This is a genomic window from Streptosporangium sp. NPDC002544, from assembly GCF_040295965.1.
Classification (GTDB): Bacteria; Actinomycetota; Actinomycetes; order Streptosporangiales; family Streptosporangiaceae; genus Streptosporangium.
Genome location: NZ_JBEOWJ010000020.1, coordinates 147,990 through 170,737 on the forward strand (window position 1 = coordinate 147,990; position 22,748 = coordinate 170,737).

Annotated in this window: 14 protein-coding genes; 11 read left to right on the plus strand and 3 right to left on the minus strand. The window is 73.0% G+C overall.

Annotation, left to right across the window (positions count from 1 at the left end):
• Positions 1 to 35 precede the first annotated feature (35 nt).
• Complete coding sequence (locus ABT061_RS28490; protein ID WP_350923628.1) at positions 36 to 668, plus strand: TetR/AcrR family transcriptional regulator; 633 nt, start codon at positions 36 to 38, stop codon at positions 666 to 668.
• Here the strand turns inward: ABT061_RS28490 and ABT061_RS28495 are convergent.
• Genes ABT061_RS28495 through ABT061_RS28505 form a run of 3 tightly spaced genes read right to left on the minus strand, consistent with a single transcriptional unit; the run spans position 665 to position 3,758 of the window.
• Positions 665 to 1,849 (minus strand): 2-oxo acid dehydrogenase subunit E2, encoded by a 1,185-nt coding sequence (locus ABT061_RS28495; RefSeq protein WP_350923630.1) that lies wholly within the window; start codon positions 1,847 to 1,849, stop codon positions 665 to 667. The two genes, ABT061_RS28490 and ABT061_RS28495, sit on opposite strands and share 4 nt — an antisense overlap.
• A complete protein-coding gene (locus tag ABT061_RS28500; RefSeq protein WP_350923632.1) occupies positions 1,846 to 2,832 on the minus strand; it encodes an alpha-ketoacid dehydrogenase subunit beta in 987 nt (328 codons plus the stop codon). The genes ABT061_RS28495 and ABT061_RS28500 overlap by 4 nt, the downstream gene beginning before the upstream one ends.
• Positions 2,829 to 3,758, minus strand: a complete 930-nt coding sequence (locus ABT061_RS28505) for a thiamine pyrophosphate-dependent dehydrogenase E1 component subunit alpha (protein ID WP_350923634.1) — start codon at positions 3,756 to 3,758, stop codon at positions 2,829 to 2,831. Before ABT061_RS28505 ends, ABT061_RS28500 begins: the two co-directional genes overlap by 4 nt.
• 410 nt (positions 3,759 to 4,168) lie before the next feature.
• Between ABT061_RS28505 and ABT061_RS28510 the strand changes: the two genes are divergently transcribed.
• The 10 genes from ABT061_RS28510 (at position 4,169) to ABT061_RS28555 (ending at position 22,720) form a co-directional block, all read left to right on the plus strand.
• Positions 4,169 to 9,862, plus strand: a complete 5,694-nt coding sequence (locus tag ABT061_RS28510) for a non-ribosomal peptide synthetase/MFS transporter (protein ID WP_350923636.1) — start codon at positions 4,169 to 4,171, stop codon at positions 9,860 to 9,862.
• Entirely contained in the window at positions 9,859 to 10,038 is a 180-nt protein-coding gene (locus ABT061_RS28515) for an MbtH family protein (protein ID WP_350923638.1), read from the plus strand. The genes ABT061_RS28510 and ABT061_RS28515 overlap by 4 nt, the downstream gene beginning before the upstream one ends.
• Entirely contained in the window at positions 10,035 to 10,283 is a 249-nt protein-coding gene (locus ABT061_RS28520; protein WP_350923640.1) for an acyl carrier protein, read from the plus strand. The genes ABT061_RS28515 and ABT061_RS28520 overlap by 4 nt, the downstream gene beginning before the upstream one ends.
• Positions 10,280 to 11,773 (plus strand): class I adenylate-forming enzyme family protein, encoded by a 1,494-nt coding sequence (locus ABT061_RS28525; protein ID WP_350923642.1) that lies wholly within the window; start codon positions 10,280 to 10,282, stop codon positions 11,771 to 11,773. Before ABT061_RS28520 ends, ABT061_RS28525 begins: the two co-directional genes overlap by 4 nt.
• A gap of 8 nt (positions 11,774 to 11,781) precedes the next feature.
• Positions 11,782 to 13,332 carry a condensation domain-containing protein gene (locus tag ABT061_RS28530; RefSeq protein ID WP_350923644.1) on the plus strand — a complete coding sequence of 517 codons (1,551 nt, stop codon included), beginning with the start codon at positions 11,782 to 11,784 and terminating at the stop codon, positions 13,330 to 13,332.
• A complete protein-coding gene (locus ABT061_RS28535; protein ID WP_350923646.1) occupies positions 13,329 to 14,825 on the plus strand; it encodes a condensation domain-containing protein in 1,497 nt (498 codons plus the stop codon). The genes ABT061_RS28530 and ABT061_RS28535 overlap by 4 nt, the downstream gene beginning before the upstream one ends.
• The gene (locus ABT061_RS28540) at positions 14,812 to 16,293 is read left to right on the plus strand and encodes a condensation domain-containing protein (RefSeq protein ID WP_350923648.1); all 1,482 of its coding nucleotides are present in this window, start codon (positions 14,812 to 14,814) and stop codon (positions 16,291 to 16,293) included. The genes ABT061_RS28535 and ABT061_RS28540 overlap by 14 nt, the downstream gene beginning before the upstream one ends.
• A gap of 56 nt (positions 16,294 to 16,349) precedes the next feature.
• Positions 16,350 to 18,200, plus strand: coding sequence for a non-ribosomal peptide synthetase (locus tag ABT061_RS28545; protein WP_350923650.1), 1,851 nt, complete (start codon positions 16,350 to 16,352; stop codon positions 18,198 to 18,200).
• A complete protein-coding gene (locus ABT061_RS28550) occupies positions 18,197 to 21,295 on the plus strand; it encodes a non-ribosomal peptide synthetase (RefSeq protein WP_350923651.1) in 3,099 nt (1,032 codons plus the stop codon). Before ABT061_RS28545 ends, ABT061_RS28550 begins: the two co-directional genes overlap by 4 nt.
• 153 nt (positions 21,296 to 21,448) lie before the next feature.
• Positions 21,449 to 22,720: an MFS transporter gene (locus tag ABT061_RS28555; protein WP_350923654.1), complete on the plus strand. Its 1,272-nt coding sequence runs from the start codon at positions 21,449 to 21,451 to the stop codon at positions 22,718 to 22,720.
• Positions 22,721 to 22,748: the final 28 nt, after the last annotated feature.

A 22,748-nucleotide genomic window follows, 5' to 3' on the forward strand; every position in this document is an offset into this window, starting at 1 on the left:
CTTCTAGTTATCGAATCTAGAGATAGACTCTAGCCATGAGTGATGTCAAGCGGATGAGCAAGCGGGCACAAAAGGCGCAGGAGACGCGTCGGCGCATCCTGCAGGCGGCACTGGAGCTGTTCGTGCAGGACGGCTACGGTGCGACGAACCTGCAGGACATCGCCGCCAAGGCCGGGGTCGCGGTGCAGACGATCTACTTCGTCTTCGGCAACAAGCGCACCCTGCTGAAGGAGCTGGTCGACGTCACCATCGCAGGCGACGACGAGCCGGTCGCCACGATGGACCGGCCGTGGTACACCGGCGCGCTGGCCGCCGGCACCGCCCAGGACATGCTGCGCGCCTACGTCGTCGGCACGACCTCGGTCCTGGAACGGGTCGCGCCGATCGGCAAGGTTTTGGAGGCGGCGGTCGCGAGCGACCCCGAGGTCGCCGCCCTATGGCCCAACGACGTCGATCCCCGACATGTCGTCCAGCAGAGAGCGGCCAGGGCGCTCGTCGGCAAACCCGGCGCGCGGGCCGAGATGTCGGTGGAAGAAGCCGCCGACCTGCTGTACGGCCTGCTCAGCCCCGAGCTGTACCTGCTGTTCGTGCACGAGCGCGGCTGGCCGCGTGAGCGCTGGGAGCGGTGGGCCTGCCAGACCCTGAGCGCCCAGCTCTGCTCAGGTTAGGGCGTCAGCCCCGGTTTCTCCAGGGCGGCCCTGAGCGCGCCGAGGAACTCCGCCGCCTCGCGGCCGTTGACGAAGCGGTGGTCGTAGGCGAGGCCGAGGGAGATCACCTTTCTGGTGACGAAGGCGCCCTCGCGGGTCTCCACCACCTCGGGGCGCGGGGCGCCGAGGGAGAGCGCGCAGATCTGGCCGGGGAAGACGATCGGGATCGCGGTGATCACCGAGGTGTCGGTGTGCAGGGTGAGCATGATGTTGCCGCCCACCAGGTCGCGTTCCCTGAAGGTCCCGCTCAGCGCGGTCTTACGGAAGCCTGCCAGGTCGCGGGCGATCTCGTCGAGCGGGCGCCGGCCCGCGTCGCGCACCACCGGTACGTACATGCCGCCTCCGAGGTCGACGGTCACCCCCACCTCCGCCGTCGTGGCGCGGCGGGCGCGGCGGCCGTCGACGGGTGTGGCGAAGAAGAGGGGGAAGCGGTCGAGCAGCCGCCCGGTCGCCTGGACGAGCAGCTCGGGCAGGCCGATGAGAGCACGTAGCCGCTTCGTCTCCGCCCGGGCGAACGGCAGCGCGTCCGTCACGTCCACCCGCATGACCGTGAAGGAGGCGGGGATCTCCCGGTGCGACCGCTCGACCACCTCGGCGGTACGCCGCTGTGCCCTGGACGGCTCGATCAGCTGTGAGTCGTCCTGGTCCGGCGGGATGAGCGGGGCGGTACCCCTCATCGGTTCGACCGGGGGAAGGGTGACGCTCACCGCGCCGCCCGTTCTGGCCCGCGAGGTGGGGAGCGGGACCAGGTCGGCCCGCCTGACCACCTTCCTGCCGAGGGTCCGTACCTGGTCCATGGAGATGCCGTACTCCTTCATGGCCCGCCGGGCGGGGGCGGTGATGACGATCTCCTCCTGCCCCGCGCCGGTCTCGGCGGGTGCGGGTACGGGATCGTCTCCGGGGTCCTCGCCGTCGGGCAGCAGACGGGCGATGACCTGGCCGGGAGAGCACTCGGCGCCCACCTGAAGCAGGTGCCGCAGCGTCCCGTCCCGTTCGGCGGTCAACTCCTCGGCCGCCTTGGAGGTCTCCAGCACCGCGAGCGGCTCCCCGGCCCGTACGGCCTGGCCGTCCTTCGCCTCCCACTCCACCAGCAGGTACGAGGCGTCGTTGTTGTTGAGCTTGGGTACCCGGACCTCGGTCAAGACAGGGCCTCCGCGACGGCGTGCCGGATCCGGCCGGACTGGACGAGGATCTCGCGCTCCAGGTGGGGGGCGGCCGGGATGACGCTGTCGGCCGCGCTGATGAGGCTGATGGGGCGGCGCAGGGTGGACCAGAGCCGGGGGTGGAGCACCCGCGCCACCTCGGCGCCCCAGGTGCCGCCCTCCGAGCCGTCCTCGACGACGCACACGTGCCGGGCGCGGTCGAGCCCGGGGAGCGTGGGCAGCGGGTAGAGCCGCGCGGGAACCAGCAGCTCGCAGGCCACGTCCTCCTCCATCAGCAGGGCGCGCATGGCGTCAAGCGCCCGGTGGGTCATGCCGCCGTGGACGATCAGCGTGCAGTCGGGCTCGGTCACGCCGTCCACGAAGACCCGGGCGACGCCGTCGGTCAGCTCGTAGCGGAACAGGTCGTCCACGACACCGCCCTCGTACATGCGCCGGGTGTAGAGGACCTTGTCCTCGAAGAACAGGCAGGGCTGTTCCAGGGCGAACATCAGGGCGAACAGCTCGCCCGCGTCGTGGAAGGGGGTCATCTCGAACAGCGAGAGGCCGGGCACGCCGATGAAGTGCTTCTGCGGGCTCTGGCTGTGGGTGGGGCCGTAGCCGCGGTTGCCGCCCGACGGGCAGCGGACGACCAGCGGGATGGGGACCCCCCTGCCGTACATGGAGGTGGACTTGGCGGCGAAGTTCACCAGCTGGTCGAAGGTGAGCGCGGCGAAGTCGGCGAACATGATCTCGACGATCGCGCGGTCCCCGGCCAGCGCCAGGCCCGCGCCGATCCCGGCGATCGCCCCCTCGCTCAGCGGGGTGGACCGGACGCGGTGGCCGAACCGGGTGGACAAGCCCTTGGTGACCTTGAAGGCCCCGCCGTACGGATCGCTGACGTCCTCACCGAGCAGGTGCACGCGGGGGTCGGCCTCCATCAGGTCGTGCAGTGCCCGGTTGAGGTGCTCGGAGACGCGGGTCACGGGCGCTCCCAGACCGACGGGGGACGGGCGGCGACCTCGGCGGCGATCCGCTCGACCCGCTCGCGGGCCGCCAGGTCCAGGGCGGCGAAGTGCTCGGGGAAGTCCCGCGCGTAGCGGGCGTACCAGTCGTGGCCGGCGGCCAGGGCGATCTCCTCGGGGGTGCGGGTGTCATCGCCCTTGCTGTGCGGGCCGATCCGGTGGGTGACGAACTCGACCACCAGCGGGCGCGACTCCCCGCGGACCACGCCGAGCAGGGGCGCCAGCTCGGCGCGGATCTCGCCGACCTCGGTGGAGGTCACCCGGTGGTGCGGGATGTCGAACGCGGCGGCGCGGGCCGCGATGCTCCCGGCCATCTGCGCCGACGTCGGGGTGGACTGGGCGATGCCGTTGTTCTCGACGACGACCAGCAGCGGGACCCGCCAGAGCCGCGCGATGTTGAGCGCCTCGTAGACCGCCCCCTCGCCCCAGCTTCCGTCACCGACGTAGGCGCAGGTGAGCGCGCCCGTCTCGTTGAGCTTCAGGGCCACGCCGACCGCGACGGGCAGGCTCTCGCCCTGGACGCCGGTGGACAGGAAGCGGCGGTGGTAGACGTGCTGGCTGCCGCCGACCCCGGCGCAGAGCGCGCCCTCGCGACCCATGATCTCGGCGAGCAGTCCGTGCGGCTCGGCGTACCTGGCCAGGAAGTGTCCGTGGCCGCGGTGGTTGCTGAGGACGAAGTCGTCATCGCGGAGCAGCGGCGAGAGCGCGACCGGGATGTACTCCTGGCCCAGGCAGGTGTGGGTGGTCCCGCTCAGCTCACCCGCCTCGAAGAGCCTGAGCAGGGTCAGCTCGAAGTGCCGGATGAGCAGGAGGAGTTCCAGGTCCTTTCGCGGCGGTGGGGACGGCGGCTGCCGCAGGCACGGGGGGATTGGGGCGGTGACGACCACGTGTGCGCTCCTGGCATCGAACGATCTTTGGGAACACGCTCGGCCACTGGGGCGGAGGCGGCATGGGAGCGCTCCCATCCGGAGCGTAGGAGGCGCACGAATGAGAGTCAATGACTGTGCGGATGACAGATATTCAAGAAATGAAGAATAGGGGTATTCATCTGCAAAAAGGGTCTAAAAGGTGATTTGTTTCGGTTCATGGCGCTCGAAAACAACGCTGTAACCTTGACGAATTCGGCGAGAGATCTCTAGCCTCCTCCGTGGGAGCGTTCCCACGACGCCGTGCGTCCGCGCGGTGACATGAGGCGCCCGTTCGGGCGCCCCCACTCGCCCGAACGCTCACATCTTTCGGCGCCGGGGTGACTCCGCGCCGCGCAGGTCTCCGGGCCGCGCCGATCCGGCCGGCCGACATGGGATCGCACACTCGGGCGATCCCGTTCCCCGCCGCGGGGGAACGCTCACGGGTTCCTCTTCGCCAGTACGGAGGTGTCTTGACGCGAACCGGCCTCTCACCGGCCAAGAAAGCACTGCTCGCCCAGCGACTGGGCGGCCGCGTCGTCACGGCGGCGATTCCGCCGCGCCCTTCCGGAGCGGTGCCCCCGCTCTCCCCGGCGCAGGAACGGCTCTGGTTCCTGGAGCAGTACGCCCCCGGTACCTCCGCCTACACCGTGGCCTTCGCGGCCACGCTGGAGGGGGAGATCGACGCCGAGGCACTCGCCCGAGCGCTGACCGAGGTGGCCCTCCGGCACGAGAGCCTGCGCACCCGGCTGGTCACCACCCCCGACGGCGGTCCCGCGGTCGTCGTCGACGACGCGCCCGCGGTCGTGCTGCGGACCGCCGGCGACCTCGCGGAGATCGACGAGGAGCTGGCCAGGCCCTTCGATCTCGCCGCGGGCCCGCCGCTGCGGGCGCTCCTGGTCGGGCTTGGACCGTTCGAGCACGTACTGCTGCTCACCATGCACCACGCGATGACCGACGGCTGGTCGTGCGACATCGTCATGGAGGAGCTCCTCACCCTGCACGCCGCGTACCGTGCGGACCGCGACCCGGAGCTGCCGCCGGTGCCGGTGAGCTACGGCGACTACGCGCACTGGCAGCGGGAGCGCGACCACACCGAGGAGATCCGCTACTGGCGGCGGCGTCTGGACGGGCTGCCCCCGCTGGAGCTCCCCGCCGACCGCCCGCGTCCTGCCGAGCAGAGCTGGGAGGGCGCCGCCTGTGGCGTGGCCCTGGACGCCGAGCTCAGCGCGGCGGTCACCGCGCTGGGCCGCGCCCACGGCGCCACCCCGTACATGATCCTGCTCGCCGCCTTCGAGGTGCTGCTCTCGCGCTACGCGCGGCAGTACGACTTCGCGGTCGGCTCGCCCGTCTCCGGGCGGGACCTGCCCGAGCTGGAGCGGGTGGTCGGCGTGTTCGTCAACTCGCTGCCGATGCGCGCGGACCTGTCCGGCGACCCCACGTTCGCCGAACTGCTGGCCAGGGTCAGGGAGACGGCGCTGGACGCCTATGCCCACCAGGAGCTCCCCTTCGACCGGCTCGTCAGCGAGCTGGGCGTGGAGAGGGACGTCAGCAGGTCACCGGTGTTCCAGGTGATGTTCGCCCTGCAGAACTACCGCTCCAGGCCGCTGGAGGCCCCGGGCCTGACCATGACCCCCTACCCGGTGAAGGCCACGGCCAGCCGGTTCGACCTGGCCCTCTACCTGTTCGAGACCCCCCACGGGCTCGCCGGTCACCTCACCTACAGCACCGCGCTGTTCGACCCCGGCACCGTCGCGCGGATGGCGGCGTGCTTCGAGAACCTGATGAGGTCGATCGTCGCCGACCCCGGCGCGCCGATCTCCGAGCTTGAGATCCTCCCGCCGGACGAGCGTCGCCGGGTCCTGGCACTCGGCGAGTCCACCCCCGTGACCCCCTTCGGCGCCGGGCTGTTGCACGAGGCCGTGTCCGAGCGGGCCCGGCTCACCCCGGACGCCGTCGCGGTCGTGGCGGGCGACACCTCGCTCAGCTACGCGGAGCTCCAGAGGCGGGCGGAGCGGCTCGCGCGCCTGCTGCGGCGGGCCGGCGTGGGCCGCGGCGACCGGGTCGCCGTCTTCCTGGAGCAGTCGGCGGACACGGCCGTCGCGGTGCTCGGCGTGCTCAAGGCGGGCGCCGCCTATCTCCCGCTGGAGCCCGACCATCCCGGTGACCGGATCGCCTACGTGCTCTCCGACGCCGGGGCGCGGGTGGCCGTGACCGCGTCCGACCTCCGTGACCGCCTGCCGGAGGGGCTGCCCACGGTCGGAGTCCCCGCCTCGGGCGACCCGGAAGGCGACCCGGAAGGCGCCGAGGACTCCGACAGGCAGGGCGCCGGGCCGGTGGAGAGCGGCGTGACCCCCGACGACCTGGCGTACGTCATCTACACCTCGGGGACCACCGGGCGGCCCAAGGGCGTGGCCGTGCAGCACCGGCAGGTCATGGTCTATCTCGCCGGGGTGCGGGAGCGGCTGGAGATCGAGCCGGGCGGGGTGTTCGGACTGCTCCAGTCGCTCGCCTTCGACTTCGGGGTGACGATCTTCTACCTGTGCCTGATGACCGGGGGCGCGCTGCACCTCATCCCCCCGCGCACGGCCGCACCGGAACTGGCGGCCTACTTCCGCAGGCACGGCGTCGACTATCTCAAGATCACCCCATCCCACCTGGCGGCGCTGCTCGCCGACGCGACCCCGGACGAACTGCTCCCCGGCAGGCTGCTGATCCTCGGCGGCGAGGCGGCACCGCGCGCCTGGGCCGCGGAGCTCGCGGCGGCCGGGCGGTGCCGGGTGATCAACCACTACGGCCCCACCGAGGCCACCGTCGGTGTCACCACCTACTCCGTCGAGCCCGGCACCGCTTCCGGAGTCGTGCCGGACGGTGCCGCCCCCGCCCCCCGGGCCGCCTCGGGGGCCGCTCCGGGGGCAGGGACGGCGCTGCCCATCGGATCACCCATGCCCGGGGCGCTGGTACACGTGCTCGACGACAACCTGCGGCCGGTCCCGGCCGGGGTTCCCGGCGAGCTCTACCTGGGCGGCGACCGCCTGGCCCGCGGCTACCTGGGCCGTCCCGGGCTGACCGCCGACCGCTTCCTGCCCGACCCGTACGGCGCCCCCGGTGCCCGGATGTACCGCAGCGGCGACCTCGGCCGCTGGCTGCCCGGCGGGGAGCTGGAGTTCCTCGGCCGGCGTGACCTGCAGGTGAAGGTCCGCGGCTACCGGGTGGAGCCGGCGGAGGTGGAGGCGGTGCTCTCCGAGCATCCGGGGGTGAGGGGCGCCGTCGTGGATCTGAGAGGCGGGCGCCTGGTCGCCTACCTGGTCGGACAGGCCGGCCCGGCTGCCCCGGAGGCCGCCGAGATGCGGTCCTGGCTGGCCGAGCGGCTCCCCGACTACATGATCCCGGCCCGCTACGTGTGGCTGGACGAGCTGCCGCTGAAATCCCACGGCAAGGTCGACAGGTCGAAGCTGCCGGATCCCGCCGCCGAGGTCTCGGCCGCGGGGTTCGTGCCGCCGGAGACCGCGCTGGAGGAGACGGTCGCCGGGATCTGGGCCGAGATCCTGGAGGTGGAGCGGGTCGGCGCGCTCGACGACTTCTTCGATCTGGGCGGCCACTCGCTGCTCGCCATGCGGGTGATCGCCCGGCTGCGCGCGCAGGTCCCCGAGCGGGCGGTGACCGTGCTGGAGCTGTTCAAGAACCGCACGGTCAGGGAACTGGCCCGGCTGCTGGAGACCGGCGGCGACGGCGGGCGAGAGCTGCTGCACCGGCTCACCCCGCCCCGCACCGCCAAGGCCACCATGGTCTGCGTGCCGTTCGGCGGCGGCAGCGCCGTCGTCTACCAGCCGCTGGCCGACGCGCTGCCCGCCGACTGGGCGCTGTACTCGGTCGCGGTTCCGGGGCACGAGCTCGGCGAGCGGTCGCGGCCGTTCGACGAGGTCGCCCGCGAGTGTGCCGAGGAGATCCTCGCCGGGGTGCGCGGGCCACTGGTGCTCTACGGGCACTGCGGGCTCGGCGTCATGCTGATCGTGGAGATCGCCCGGCACCTGGAGGCGGCGGGCCGCCCGGTCGACGCGATCTACCTCGGCGGCGTGTTCCCCTTCGCCCGCCCAGGGCGCGGCCTGGGCTGGCTCGGCACCCTGATGGACCGGATGACCAGCGACCAGGGCAGGATCAACGCGCTCTCCGCGGCGGGGCTCGACGTCGAGGAGTTCGAGCGTGACCAGCTCAGGCTGATCATCGAGAACCGCCGCCAGGGCACCCGCATGGCGGAGCGCTACTTCACCCGGCTGTTCGAGGAGGAGGCCCGGCCCTTCGCGGCACCGGTCATCGCGGTGGTGGGGGAGCGGGACCCGGCGACCGAGTTCTACCAGGAGCGCTACCGCGAGTGGCTGCGCCTGTCCGGCACCGCCGCCTGCGTGGTGCTGGACGAGGCCGGGCACTTCTTCGTGAAGTACCGGGCGCGGGAACTGGCCGACATCCTCACCGGTACCCACCTGGCCCTGGCCCGAGGACAGACCGCGCCGCTGGAACGCACCGAGGACTCCACCTGGTGGCTCCAGGGCGTCTCCGGCGAGCCCCACCGCTCCGACTCGCCCCCCGCCTTCGCCCCCGCACTCGTCCCTGTGCCCGAGTCCGGCGCCGCGGAGGGCTCCGACGGTGCCACGCGGACCGGCGGCCGGGCCGACCTCCGGATGGTCGGCCCCGACGAGCCCGGCACCGTCACCATCACCGGCACCGCCCCCGGTGGGCCTCCGCCCGGCATGCGGCGGTTCCTGCTGGTCTCGGTGGGGCAGCTGGTCTCGATCACCGGGTCCGCGCTGACCGAGTTCGCCATCCCGATCTGGATCTACCTGACCACCGGGTCGCTGGCCAGGTTCGCGCTGTTCGCGGTGCTGGGACTGGTGCCCGGCATGCTGGTGGCGCCGCTCGCCGGAGCGATCGTGGACCGTTACGACCGGCGCAGGGTCATGCTGTGCGGGGACATCGGCGCCGGGAGCACGCAGCTCGCGCTGGGCGTGCTGCTCTGGACCGGAAATCTGCAGATCTGGCACATATATCCGTTGCTCGTCTGCCTGTCGATCGCGCTGACCTTCCAGCGGTTCGCCTACGGCTCGGCGATCCCGCAGCTGGTCCCCAAGCGGTTCCTCGGCCATGCCAACGGCGTCGTCCAGATGGCCACGGGCACCGCCCAGCTCGTCGTGCCGCTGATCGCGACCGGGCTGATGGCCACGATCGGGCTGGAGGGCATCCTCATCATCGACGTCGCCAGCTACCTGGTCGCCACGCTGGTCCTGCTGTTCGTCCGCTTCCCGACCGCCATGCCCTGGCGCCGCAGGGAGAGCGTCCTGGCCGAGATGGTGAACGGCATCCGCCACTCGTGGGGCAACCCCGGCTTCCGCGGCATGCTCGTGTTCTTCGCGGTGCTCAACGTCTTCCTGTCGCCGCTCTTCCTGATGATCTCCCCACTGGTCCTGTCGTTCGCGACGCTCGACGACGTCGGCAGGGTCGCGTTCGCGGGAGGGCTCGGGGTCTTCCTCGGCGGCCTGCTGATGACCGTCTGGGGCGGGCCCCGCAGGCGGCGCCTGTACGGGGTGCTGCTCGCCACGCTCGCCCTGGCGGTGTTCTGCGTGCTCACCGGATTCCAGCAGAACCTCGCCCTGATCGCGGTCGGCTCGTTCGGCATGTCGTTCTGCCTGACCCTGCTGAACGGCGTCTACGCCACGATCATCCAGGTCAAGGTGGCACAGCGGTTCCACGGCCGGGTCATCGCGCTCAACACCCTCGTCGCCTGGTCCACGCTGCCGATCGGCTTCGGCCTGGTCGCGCCGTACGGCAGCGCCCTGTTCGAGCCGCTGCTCGCCCCCGAAGGCCCGCTGGCCGGCACCGTCGGCCTGCTGATCGGCACCGGCGAGGGCCGCGGCATCGGTTTCATGTACGCCTGCTTCGGGCTGGCCATCGCCGTCATCGCGCTCGTCGCCATGCGCGTGCGGGTGCTGGCCCGCTTCGACGCCGACGTACCCGACGCGCTCCCCGACGACCTGGTCGGTTTCGAGGCTCTGCGGAGCCGTACCCGCAAGAAAGAGGAGGTTGGGTCATGAGTTTCCTGGTGGTGCTCAACGACGAGGAGCAGTACTCGATCTGGCCGGCGGGCAGGGAGCTGCCCGCCGGGTGGCGGGCCGAGGGTTTCGAGGGGGACAGGGAGGGCTGCCTCGCCCACATCGACGAGGTGTGGACGGACATGCGCCCGCTCAGCGCGCGGGGGGAGGTGGCATGACCGACCCGCTGGCCTCCAGGATCGCCGGGATGATCTCCGTCGCCTGCGACGGGCGGCTCACCGCCGACGAGATCGCCGGCTCCGACACCTCCCTGTCCGCGCTGGGCGTCACCTCGCTGGCGCTGCTCCGGCTCATCGACGCCGTCGAGGACGAGTTCGACGTCGCCCTCGACCTCGGCGGGGGCGCCGCCTACCTCGACAGCTTCCCGCTGCTGGTCGGTTACGTGAGCGAGCGGACCTCGTGAGCCCGGAGACCGTGCCGCAGATGCTCGCGCTCCGCGCCGAGCAGGACCCCGAGCGGGAGGCGGTGATCGTCGAGGGCGTCGCGTCGATGACGTTCGGCGAGTGGGACCGGCGCTCGGACGACGTCGCGCACGGGCTGCTCGACCGCGGCGTGCGGCGGGGCGACCGGATCGGGCTGCTCTTCGGGAGCCGGGACTGGGTCGACTTCGCCGTCGCCTACTGCGCGGTCCAGAAGACCGGCGCCGTCGCCGTGCCGCTCTCCGACCGGCTCGCGCCCGCCGAGGTACGGCACATGCTGGAACACTGCTCGGCCTCGGCCCTGCTGTGCGGGCGCGACCTCACCCCGCCGGAAGGCGACCGCTGGAGCGCGGCCGTCGCGGAACTGGAGGGGGGGACGGCGGGGCCGCCCGGGGTGCGGGTCGAGCCCGCGGACCTGGCCCAGATCCTCTACACCTCGGGCACCACGGGGCTGCCCAAGGGCGTGGGCGCCAGCCACGCCAACCTGGCCTTCGGCTGCGAGACCCGCCCCAACCGCCGCAGGTTCGGCCACTCGCGCCACTTGCTGCACGCCTTCCCGATCGGTACCAACGCCGGTCAGACGATGCTGATGAACGCGCTGGACGCCCGTCCGGCCATGCTCACCCTCGGGCGTTTCACCCCCGGCCGTCTCGCCCGGCTGATCGAGTCGCGCCGGGTCGGCACCGTGTTCGTCGTACCCGCCATGGCCATCGAGTTCCTCAACGCGGGGCTGCACGAGCGCCACGACATGTCGAGCGTCCTGCTGCTCGGTTCGGCCGCCTCGGCCCTACCGCCCGCGGTGGCCGCGCGCCTGGCCGACGCCTTCCCCAACGCGACGGTCACCAACTACTACACCTCCACCGAGGCCGCTCCCGCCCAGACCATCATGATCTTCGATCCGTCCAGGCCGGGGGCGCTGGGACGGCCCGCGTTCGGCGGGGCCCTGCGCATCACCGACGCGCACGGCGACCCGCTGCCCCCGGGAGAGACCGGCGAGGTCTGGATGTGCTCACCCACCGCCACCCGCTTCTACTACCGGGACGAGCAGGCGGGCGCCGAGGCGTTCAGGGGCGGCTGGGTGCGGATGGGGGACATCGGCCGCCTGGACGCCGAGGGCTACCTCCACCTCGTCGACCGGGAGAGCGACGTGGTCAAGTCGGGCGCGTTCAAGGTCTCCACGCTCCAGGTGGAGGCGGCGCTCCACGAGCACGAGGCCGTCGCGGAGGCCGCGGTGCTCGGCGTCCCGCACCCGGTACTCGGCAGCGTGCTCGCCGCGGCGGTGGTGCTGCGGTCCGCCGGGACCTCCGGCGGGGATCTACGGGCCTTCCTGATGGACCGCCTGGCCGGGCACGAGCTCCCCGAACGGGTGCTCGTCGTCGACACCCTGCCCAGGAACCAGTCGGGAAAGGTCGTCAAAAGGGAGCTGCGGGGCCTGTTCGAGGTCGCCGCGACAGGTCAGACGGAAGGCGCGTGAAGATGTCGATGTCGCTCACAGCGGGATGGGACCGGGCGACCTTCGCCCAGCACGGGATGTGGATCACCGAGCGGATGGGCGCCGGTGGCCGGGTCTACGCGATGCCGCTCACCCTGCGGCTCGACGGCCCGCTCGACACCGGTGCGATGCTCGCCGCCTGTGCCGCGGCCGTCGAGCGACATCCCGTGCTCGCCGCGGTCCTGGCGGAGCGGGACGGCGAGGTCCGCCTGCTCCCCGGCAAGGTGCCCCCGCCGATCCGCTTCGAGGAGACCCCGCCCGAGCCCGGCCGGCTTGAGGAGGAGGTGGCGCGCCCCTTCGACCTGGAGTCGGGTCCGCCGGCCAGGTTCACCCTCTTCAGGCTGGGGGCCGAGCGGCACCTGCTGCAGATCGTCGCCCACCACGCCGTCTTCGACGGCGTCTCCAAGGATCTGCTGCTCCGTGACATCGCCGCAGCCTACGGGGGTTCCACCCTCGCCCCCCTGACGCTCTCCTGCGACGAGATCGCCCGCGCCGAGCAGGGCCGGGTCGCCGCCGCGCTGGAGGAGGCGGCGGAGTTCTGGCGGCCGAGATGGCAGGACGGGCAGGACCTGCTGCTGCCCGGCCTCACCCGCACCTCGCTGCGCGCCGCGCCCGGTGACACCGTGGAGTTCCGTCTCGGCGGCGAGGTCGCCGCCATCGCCGCCGACCTGGGCCTGACCCGCTTCGAGGTCGTGCTGGCCGCACTGCACACGCTCCTGTACGGGTACGGCAACGCCCGCGTCACGGTGGCGGTGGACCTGTCCACCAGGACCGAGGAGACGCGCGAGCACGTGGGGGCGTTCGTCAACGAGCTGCCCGTGGCCTCCAGCCCGGCCGGGACGTTCGCCGAGTTCGCCCTGTCGATCAGGGAGGAGCTACGGGCGATCTACCGCTATCGCGAGATTCCCCTGGCCAGGGCGCTGGGCGGGATCAGCCCGCGCTCCGCGCTCACCCCCGTCTCGGTCAGCTACCGCAGACGCCCGGCCGGTGACCCCTCCTTCGCGGGGCTGGACGCCTCGGTCGACTGGACGGCGTCCAACGGCGCGGTCCGCAACACTCTGCACCTGCAGGTCGTCGACGGCGCCGACGGCACGGCCGGGGCCGAGGCCCGCCTGCGGTTCAATCCCGAGATCCTGGACCGCGCCGCCTGCGAGGGCGTCGCCGAGCAACTGCGGGTTCTGCTCGCCGGTATCGCGGCCCGCCCCGGCGCCCCGCTCGACGAGCTGCCCCTGCCTCCCCGGATCGTCCCCGACGATCAGGCCGATCACGGCCTCGTCACCGGTCCGGTCTCCGGCGGCGAAGGCGCCAGGGGGGAGGACGTCGAGCTCCTCGGGCAGGTCACGGCGATCTGGTGCGAGGTGCTCGGTGTGGACACGGTCCAGCCGGACGACGACCTGTTCGACCTCGGTGGTCACTCGCTGACGATCACCCAGATCATCGCCCGTGTCCGGGACGGGATGGGCGTCGAGCTCTCCTTCGAGGTGTTCATCGACTCCCCGACCGTCGAGGGCGTCGTCGAAGAGATAGCCAGAGCCCGATGACGGCCGAATCCGGGTCATCGGTGGTGACCGTCGAGTTCTCCGGGGCGCGGGGCGGCGAGTCGCCGCTCACCTGGGGCCAGCTGGCCATCTGGAGGATCACCCGGTGGCTTGAGGACGGCGACCCGTACTTCAACATGCCCTGGGTGCTGCCCGTCTACGGCAGACACACCCAGGGCGCCGTCATCGGCGCCCTGCGCGGCCTCGTCGAGCGGTACGAGACCCTCAGGACCACCTGTGAGGACGCCGCCGACGGGCCGGTCCAGCGGGTGGCGAGCCGGGGCCGGTTCGACGTCGAGGTGGTCGACGCCGGGGAGGACAAGCCACTCGCCGCCGCCAAGAAGGTGTCTGAGGGGCTGGCAGCCAGGGGCTTCGACTACGCGGTCGAGCTGCCGTTCCGCTGCGCCGTCGTGACCGTTGGCGGCCGCCCGCGCGCGGTGGCCTTCGCGCTGTCCCACTTGGCGGTGGACGGCTGGGCGCTGGACGTGCTCGCGGGTGACTGGCGGGCGCTGCTGGCCGGGGACGAGCTGCCCGCTCCCGGGTGGCAGCCGCTGGACCAGGCCGCCTTCGAGCGTGAGGGGGCGGGAGCGGCCCGCGGTGAGCGGGCGCTCCGCCACTGCCGCGCCGAGCTTTCGAGGGCGCCGGAGACCATGTTCGACTTCCCCCGCATCACGGCGGAGGAGCCGAGGTTCGTCCGGGTCGGCATGGAGTCGGTGGCCGTCGCCGCCGCCGCCGAGATCCTGGCCGAGCGGTGGTCGGTCAGCACGGCCAGCGTGCTGACCACGGCGAGCGCGGTGCTGCTGGGCGCGCTCACCGGGCACCGCCGGGTGGTCATGCAGCTGATCGTGGCCAACCGGCACGACCCCAGGACCGCGGCCATGGCCGGCACCGCGGTGCAGGACGGGCTCCTCGTCCTCGATCTGCCGGACGGGACGTTCGCCGACGTGGTCCGTGCCGGGCACCGGCGGGCGTTGACGGCCTACCGCAACGCGCACTACGACCCGTACCGGATGATGGCGCTGCGCGAGGAGATCGGAAGGGAGCGTGGCGGTCCCGTCGACCTGTCCGCCTACTTCAACGACGCGCGGACCACCGCTCACTGGCCCAACCTGCCCAAGGTGGAACCGGCGGGGGATCCGGCCGCGGTCGCCGCCCTCACCGAGCGGACCAGGTTCTTCCCGGTCGGCGCCTGGGACGCGGTGGACGCCACGGTCTTCTTCGCCACCGGGCCCGCCACGAACACCTGCCGGCTCTACCTGCTGACCGACACCGCCTGCCTGCCGCGCTCCACCGCCTACGCGCTGCTGGGCGGGGTGGAGAGGCTGCTGGTCAGGGCCGTGGCCGAGGAGGTGGCGCTGGACGAGGTCGCCGAGCTGTGCGGCATCGTCCCGATCGAGCGCCCCACCGTCCGGGAGGCGGCCCTTCCCGGTACGGCGGAGATCGAGCAGAGCCCGGCGACGGCGAGATCCAGGGAGGTGGCCGGTGACCACGCCTGACCCCCGTGTCGCCGCGGAGACGGACCTCGCGGTGCGGGAGTCCGCGCCGGAGCACGCGGCGCAGGACCGGCGCGAGGAACTGCTCGGCCGGCTGGCGCGGCTGTCGCCGGAACGGCGCGCGGCGCTGCTGGCGGCGGCGCGGGAGCGGGACGGGGGCAGGCGGTGGCCGCTGTCGTTCGGGCAGGAGCGTCTCTGGTTCCTCAGCAGGTTCGACCCCGGCGACACCACGTACCACACCCCCTGGTGCGTGCGGCTGCGCGGCCCCGTCGACGTGCGGGCGCTCGCCGCCGCCTTCACCCGCGTCGCCGAGCGGCACCACGTGCTGCGCACCCGGTTCCGGCTGGCCGGTGACCGTCCCGTCCAGATCGTCGTGCCCGTCGCGCCGGTACCGGTGGAGCGGGCGGACGTCACCGGCGACCCGGCCCCGGCCGTCGTGGAGTTCGTGAACCGGCCGTTCGACCTCGAAGGCGGCCCGCCGCTGCGCGTGGCGCTGCTGCGGCTGGGCGAGGAGCACTTCCTGCTCTGCATCGTCCTGCACCACATCGTCGTCGACGGCTGGTCGCTGGACGTCCTCATGCGGGAGGTGACCGAGTGCTACGCCGCCCACCGCGAGGGCAGGCCGCCGGCGCTGGAGGAGCTCCCGGCGCAGTACCCGCAGCTCGCCGAGGAGGACAGGCGCCGCGCCGAACGGGACGAGGACGCCTCCCACCTCGACCACTGGACCCGCGCGCTCGCCGGGGTGCCGGCGCTCGACCTCCCCGCCGACCATCCTCGTCCCGCCCGCTGGAGCGGGCGCGGCGGGCAGGAGAGCCTGCTCGTGCCCGACGAGGTGATCACCCGGCTGGAGGACGTCGCCAGGAGCGCGCGCTGCACGCTCTTCATGGCGCTGCTCGCCGCCTACCAGGCGACCCTCTCGCTGGCCTCCGGGCAGCGGGATCTGTGCGTCGGGGTGCCGGTCTCCGGCCGGGACCGTACCGAGATCGAGCCGCTGATCGGCTACTTCGCCGGCACGCTCGTGCTCCGTGCCGACCTGTCGGGCGACCCCACCTTCCTCGAACTGATGAAACGCACCAGGCTGACGCTCTTCCGGGGACTCCAGCACGCCGGCACGCCGTTCGAGCGGATCCTCGCCTCGTTGCGCCTGCCCCGTGACCTGAGCAGGCCGCCGCTCTTCCAGGCCATGTTCAACCTGCACAACCTGCCCAAGGACGACCTGCTGCGGACCACGATGGGCGACCTGTCGGCCGAGGTCTACCCCGTCCCCGCGACGGGCCGTACCAAGGCCGAGGTGTCCGTGGACGCCTGGCGGGGGCCCGAGGGCCTCGGCGGCGTCCTCGACTACAGCAGTGACCTGTTCTCCGCCGGAACCGCGCGGCGCCTGGCCCGCACCTTCACCGACGTGGTGGAGCGGGCCGGGACCGACCCGGGCCTCCGGCTGTCCGACCTGAGAGGTGTACGACCGTGGTGATGTCCTCCCCGGCGCGAGAGCCGGGACTCACGGCACCAGACCCGCAGGGAGAGGGCATGGTGACGGTGCCGGAGCTGATCCGCGACCGGCCGGCGACGGCACCCGACACGGTGGCGGTCAGCGGGCAGGGCGGCGAGCTGACCTACCGGGAGCTGCACCGGCGGGTCGACGACCTCGCCGCGCTGCTGCGCGAGTGGGGAGTGGGCCCCGAGGTCCCGGTCGGGCTGTGCATGGAGCGCACCACGGGGATGGTCGTCGCGGTCCTGGCGGTCTGGGCCGCCGGAGGCGCGTACGTCCCGCTCGACCCCGCCTTCCCCGAGGACAGGCTGCGGCTCATGCGCCAGGACGCCGGGATCGGCCTGGTGCTGACCCAGGCCGGCGTGGACCGGCGCCTGCTGGCCGGAGTCCCCCGGATCCTCGTGCTCGCCCCGGACGGTACCGCCCCCACCGCCCGCCGCGACACGCCGCGGGGACCGCGGGGCGACCTGGCGTACGTGATGTACACCTCGGGCTCCACCGGGCGGCCCAAGGGGGTGGAGGTCCCGAGGCGCGCCGTGCAGAACCTGCTCGGCTCGTTCGCCGAACGGCTGAAGCTCACGCCCGAGGACCGCTGGCTCGCCGTCACCACCCTGTCGTTCGACATCTCCGTCCTGGAGTTGCTGCTCCCCCTGGCGTGCGGGGCGCGGGTCGTCGTGGCCTCCGCGAGCCAGGCGGCCGACGGCCGGAGGTTGCGGGCGCTGGCGGTCGCCGAGCGGATAACGGCGCTGCAGGCCACCCCGGCCACCTGGCGCATCCTGCTGGAGGCCGGCGGAGTGCCGGAGACGATCCGCACCCGGCTCTGCGGGGGAGAGGCACTGCCGCGCGACCTCGCCGACGCGCTCCTCGCCCCGGGGACGAGCCTGTGGAACGTGTACGGGCCGACCGAGACGACCGTGTGGTCCACCGCGGGGATCGTCGCGCCCGCACCGGCCCGGGTCGTGCTGGGGGAGCCGATCTCCGAGACGTCCCTGTACCTCCTGGGCGACGACGGCCTGCCGGTCGCGGACGGCGAGGCCGGGGAACTTCACATCGGCGGGGCCGGGGTGGCCCGCGGCTACCGGGGCATGCCCGCCCTGACCGCCGCCCGCTTCCTGCCCGACCCCTTCGCGGCCGGCGGGGGAGGGCGCATGTACGCGACCGGCGACCTCGTCCGGCGCACCCCGGACGGCCGCCTGGAGTACCTGGGCAGGGCCGACAGCCAGGTCAAGGTGCGGGGGTTCCGCATCGAGCTGGAGGAGATCGAGACGGTCCTGCGCTCGGTGGAGTGGGTGCGCCAGGCCGCCGTCGGTGTCCACCGGGGACCGGACGGCCTGCCCACGCTGGTGGCCTACCTGGTCGGTGCGGAGGGAGCGGCACCGGAAGGGCCGTGGGAGGCGCTGCGCGCCAGACTCAGGGCGAGCCTGCCCGAGTACATGGTGCCCGCGCACCTCGTCACCCTCGACGCCCTGCCGCTCACCCCCAACGGCAAGCTCGACCGCGCGGCGCTGCCGGCGCCCGACCGGGCTCGGGCGTCGACGACCCCCTACCGGGCGCCGTCGAGTTCGGCGGAGGACGAGCTCGCCGCGATGTGGGAGGAGGTGCTGGGAATCGAGCGGCCGGTCGGGGTCGACGACGACTTCTTCGAGCTCGGCGGGCACTCGCTGACGGCCGCCCAGATCATCGCCAGGGTCCAGTCGCGCTTCGGCGTCGCCGTGCCGCTGGTGGCGCTCTTCGAGCATCCGACCGTCGCCGGGCTCGCCCGGCAGCTGGACCGCCTGGGCGACGACGACCTGGACCTCGTCGAGGTCGCCGCGCTGCGCGAGCAGCTCGACGGCCTCGGTGCCGAGGAACTCGCGGCGATCTTCGACGAACTGGGGCCGGGCGCGTGAGGGCGCCCCTGTCCCCGGCGCAGGAGCGGCTCTGGATCCTGCAGCGCGTCGATCCGGACGACGCCTCCTACAACATGTATCTCGTACGCCTGCTTCGCGGCCCCCTCGACCAGGCCGCGCTGATCTGGGCGCTCACCGACGTGCTGACCCGCCACGAGAGCCTGCGCACCAGGTTCACCGAGGAGGACGGCGTTCCCTGGGCCGTGGTGGAGAGCGGGGCACCCGGGATCGAGTGGCTGCGCTCCGGGAGCCGCGAGGACGCGGAACGCCTGGTGGCCGAGCGGACCAACGAGCCGTTCGACCTGGAGGCCGGGCCTCCGCTGCGGGTGGCGGTGATCCGGATAACCGACGACCGGCATGTGCTCTGCGTCACGATGCACCACATCATCTCGGACGGCTGGTCGCTCAACGTCATCCTGGACGACCTGGCCGACTGCTACACCGCGCGCCTCGCCGGGGCCGAACCCCGGCTGCGCCCGTTGCCGGTCCAGGCGGGCGACTACGCGCGCTGGCAGCGGCGCAGGGCCGAGCGGGCCGTGCCGTACTGGCAGGAGAGGCTCGCCGCGCCGCCCCCGGTCGAGCTGCCGTTCCGCCGGGAGGGGGCGGGGAGCGGGCGGGGCGAGTTCCAGGGTGTCCGGTTGTCACCCGAGACGGCGCGGCGGCTGGAGCGGCTGGCCGCCGAGCAGCGCACCACCCTGTTCACCGTGCTGGTCGCCGCGTACCAGACGTTGCTGCTGCGGCACACCGGGCAGACCGACGTCCTGGTCGGCACCGTCGTCGCGGGGCGGGACCGGGTCGAGCTGGAACCGATGGTCGGATACGTCTCCCAGACGGTGATCCTCCGCGGGGACCTGTCGGGCGACCCGCCGTTCACCGGCCTGATCGGCCGCAGCCGTGGCGAGGTCCTCGCCGCGCTGGGCAACTTCTCGGTCCCCTTCGAGCAGCTCGGCCACCCCGTGGAGTCGCTGCTGTCCTCCATGCTCATCCTGCACAACCAGGACGCCGGTCCCCGGCGGGCGTTCGGCGAGCTGACCGTGACCGACATCGACGCCGGATTCCGGCAGGCCAAGGTGGACCTCCTCGTCGAGGTGTGGTCCGACGAGAACGGGCTCGGCCTCTCCCTCTGCCATGACACGGGCCTGTTCGAGGCGGCAGAGGTCGGCCGCCTGGCCGCCAGGTTCGCCCTGCTCCTCGAATCCGTCGCGGCCCGCCCCGACACCCCGCTCTCCGCCCTGCCGATCTGGACCGACGCCGACCACGCCGACATCCACACCCTGTCGGCCGGGCCGTCCGGCGCCGAGCTCGCCGGGGACGTCCTGGTGCCCGAGATGATCCACCAGGCCGCGCGGCGGACGCCCGAGGCCGTCGCCGTGGTCTGCGGGCGGGAGAGCGTCACGTACGGCGAGTTGCTGGCTCGCGCGGGCGCGCTCGCCGGGGTCCTCCGTGACGGCGGGGTCGGCCGCGGCGACGTCGTCGGGGTCTGCCTGCCCCGCTCGATCGAGGCGATCACCGCGCTGCTCGCCGTCTGGTGGGCGGGGGCCGCCTACCTGCCGTTCGACCCCGACGTCCCGGACGAGCGGCTGGCCTTCTCGATGGCGGACGGCTCGGCCACCCACCTGATCACCCTGCGCGAACCGCCGCCGGGCCGCGTCGCCGTCGCCCCCGCGCCACCCGCGCCTCCCGGGGGCGCCGTCGGCGCCCCCGCCCCCCTCCGGGGCGCGACCGTGCCGCTGGACGCCGCGTACGTCATCACCACCTCGGGCTCCACCGGCGTGCCCAAGGGCGTGCTGGTGGAGCACGGCGCGCTGGCCGCGCGGGTGCGGTGGATGCGCGCGGACTACGGCCTGACCTCCGGCGACCGGGTCGTCCAGTTCGCCTCGCTCAGCTTCGACGCCCATGTCGAGGAGGTCTTCCCGGCGCTGGCCGCGGGGGCCACGCTGGTGCTCCTCCCCGACGGGGCGACGAGCCTGCCCGACCTGCTGGCCTCGCCGGAGGGCGAGGCGGTCACCGTGCTCGACCTGCCGAGTGCGTACTGGCACTCACTGGCCGAGGAGCCGGGCGAGACCGCCTGGCCCGCCTCGCTCCGCCTGGTGATCCTCGGTGGTGAGCAGGTCTCCGCGGCGGCGGTGGAGCGCTGGCGCGGCCTGCTCGGCGACCGGGTCCGGCTGGTCAACACCTACGGCCCGACCGAGGGGACGGTGATCGCCACCGCCGCCGACCTCGGGGCGCGCGACGTCGTGGGCCGCCCGCCGATCGGCGGCCCGATCGCGGAGACCACCGTCCGGGTGCTCGACGACAGGGGAGAGCCCCTGCCACCCGGCGCGGCCGGGGAACTGGTCATCGGCGGGGCCGGGGTGGCCCGCGGCTACCTCGGCAGGCCGGCGCTCACCGCCGGCGTCTTCGTCCCCGACCCGTACGGTGCCCCCGGGGCGCGCCGCTACCGGACGGGGGACCGGGCGCGGTGGCGCTCCGACGGGCGGCTGGAGTTCCTGGGGCGGCTGGACGCGCAGCTGAAGATCCGAGGTTTCCGGATCGAGCCGGGTGAGGTGGAGAGCCGCCTGCTCGCCCACCCGCAGGTGGGCCAGGCCTTCGTGACCGGCCGGGGCGAGGAACTCGTCGCCTACGTCACCGGCACCGCGGATCCGGCGGACCTCAGGGAACACCTGGGGCACTCGCTCCCGCGCCAGCTCGTCCCCACCGCCTGGGTGAGCCTGGAGGCGTTCCCCCTCACCCCGGGCGGCAAGATCGACCGCGCCGCGCTCCCCGAACCGGTCGCCGCCTCCTTCGCCGAGCGGGTCGCGCCGCGCACGGACGCGGAGAGGCTGGTGGCCGGGATCTGGGACGAGTTGCTCGGCACGGGGGCGGTCGGTGTCTTCGACGACTTCTTCGCACTCGGCGGGCACTCCCTGCTGGCGACCCGGGTGGCGGCGCGGATCAGGCGGGCCACCGGCATCGAGGTCCCGATCCGGACCGTCTTCGCCATGAGCACCGTCGCCTCACTCGCCGAGGCGCTGGAGGAACTGCTGATCAAGGAACTGGACGCCCTGACCGACGAGGAGGCCATGGACCTGCTCGCGGGCACCGACCATTCCTGACCCTGCCGGTGGCGCTCTCAGGCGTGCTCCCGGTGGGAATCCGGTGTCGGCCGGGGGCTGTTGATAAGGGAGGGAGGCGGCGTAGCATCCGGGCACGCCTCGTGTTGTCGGGCGCTTGTTCGGAGTCGTGAGTCACGAGGATGCGAGGCCCCAATGAGCGTTGTCCAGCCCGGTCCCGACCCGAGGTCGGCGCTCGCGGAGCCGACGCGCAGGGTGGGGCCCTGGTGGGTGGCCGGCATCTCGCTGGCCAACCTGGCGCTCTGGATGGGGTACTTCGGGCCGCTCCAGGTCCTGCTTCCCTCGCAGGTGGCGGTGGTCGACCCGGCGGGCAAGGAGGGGGCGCTGGCGCTGGTGACCGGGCTGGGGGCCGCCGTCGCGATGCTGTTCAACCCCGTCGCGGGGGCGTTGTCCGACCGCACGGCGGGGCGGTTCGGGCGCAGGCACCCGTGGTCGCTGGCCGGGGCATTGGTCGGCGCGGGGGCGCTGGTCCTGCTGGCGGGGCAGGGGACGATCGCCGGCCTGGCGGCCGGCTGGTGCCTCGCGCAGGCCGGGCTCAACGCGATGCAGGCCTCGCTCACCGCCGGGGTGCCCGACCACGTGCCGGTGAGCCAGCGGGGTGAGGTGTCGGGCTGGATCGGGATTCCCCAGTCGCTGGGGGTGGTGCTCGCCGTGGTCCTGGTCACCATGGTCGCCACCACCACCGAATCCGGATATTTCCTGATAGCGGTGCTGATCCCGCTCTGCGTGCTCCCCTTCGTTCTCACCACCCCCGACCCTCGCCTGGCGGCCAGGCCCCCCTTCGAGCTCGGGGCCTTCCTGAGAGGTTTCTGGATCAGCCCCCGCGCCCACCCCGACTTCTTCTGGGCCTGGCTGACCCGCTTCCTGATGCAGCTCGGCAACGCCGTCGCCACGCTCTACCTGCTGTACTTCCTCACCGACGCGGTCGGCTACGAGCGGCTCTTCCCCGGCGAGCGGGCCGAGGACGGCCTGCTCACGCTGATCCTGATCTACACCACGACGGTCGTGCTCACCACCGTCGTCGCGGGCGTCGTCTCCGACCGGCTCGGCCGCCGCAGGGCGCTCGTCACGGCCTCCGGCTTGATCAGCCTGGTCCCCGCGGTGATGCTCGCGTTCTGGCCGCTGTGGCCGGTGGCGACGGTCGGCGCCGCGATCATGGGGGTCGGCTTCGGCATCTACCTCTCGGTCGACAACGCCCTGGTCACCCAGGTCCTGCCGGCCGCCGAGGGACGTGCCAAGGATCTCGGTGTCATCAACATCGCCAACTCGGGACCCCAGGTGCTCGGCCCGGTCATCGCCGGTCCCATCGTGGCCGGTCTCGGCGGCTATCCGGTCCTCTACCTGACCTCCGCGGCCCTCGCCCTGCTCGGCGCCGCCCTTGTCTGGAAGATCCGCTCGGTGCCCTGACCGTACGGCCGGACGCCGTCCGCCGCGG

What these genes read in the sequence shown, in the direction of transcription:
- ABT061_RS28515 (WP_350923638.1), top strand. Translation starts at nt 9,859, where the DNA reads ATGAGTTTCCTGGTGGTGCTCAACGACGAGGAGCAGTACTCGATCTGG.
- ABT061_RS28530 (WP_350923644.1), top strand. Translation starts at nt 11,782, where the DNA reads ATGTCGCTCACAGCGGGATGGGACCGGGCGACCTTCGCCCAGCACGGG.
- ABT061_RS28490 (WP_350923628.1), top strand. Translation starts at nt 36, where the DNA reads ATGAGTGATGTCAAGCGGATGAGCAAGCGGGCACAAAAGGCGCAGGAG.
- ABT061_RS28545 (WP_350923650.1), top strand. Translation starts at nt 16,350, where the DNA reads ATGGTGACGGTGCCGGAGCTGATCCGCGACCGGCCGGCGACGGCACCC.
- ABT061_RS28535 (WP_350923646.1), top strand. Translation starts at nt 13,329, where the DNA reads ATGACGGCCGAATCCGGGTCATCGGTGGTGACCGTCGAGTTCTCCGGG.
- ABT061_RS28510 (WP_350923636.1), top strand. Translation starts at nt 4,169, where the DNA reads ATGGGATCGCACACTCGGGCGATCCCGTTCCCCGCCGCGGGGGAACGC.
- ABT061_RS28520 (WP_350923640.1), top strand. Translation starts at nt 10,035, where the DNA reads ATGACCGACCCGCTGGCCTCCAGGATCGCCGGGATGATCTCCGTCGCC.
- ABT061_RS28555 (WP_350923654.1), top strand. Translation starts at nt 21,449, where the DNA reads ATGAGCGTTGTCCAGCCCGGTCCCGACCCGAGGTCGGCGCTCGCGGAG.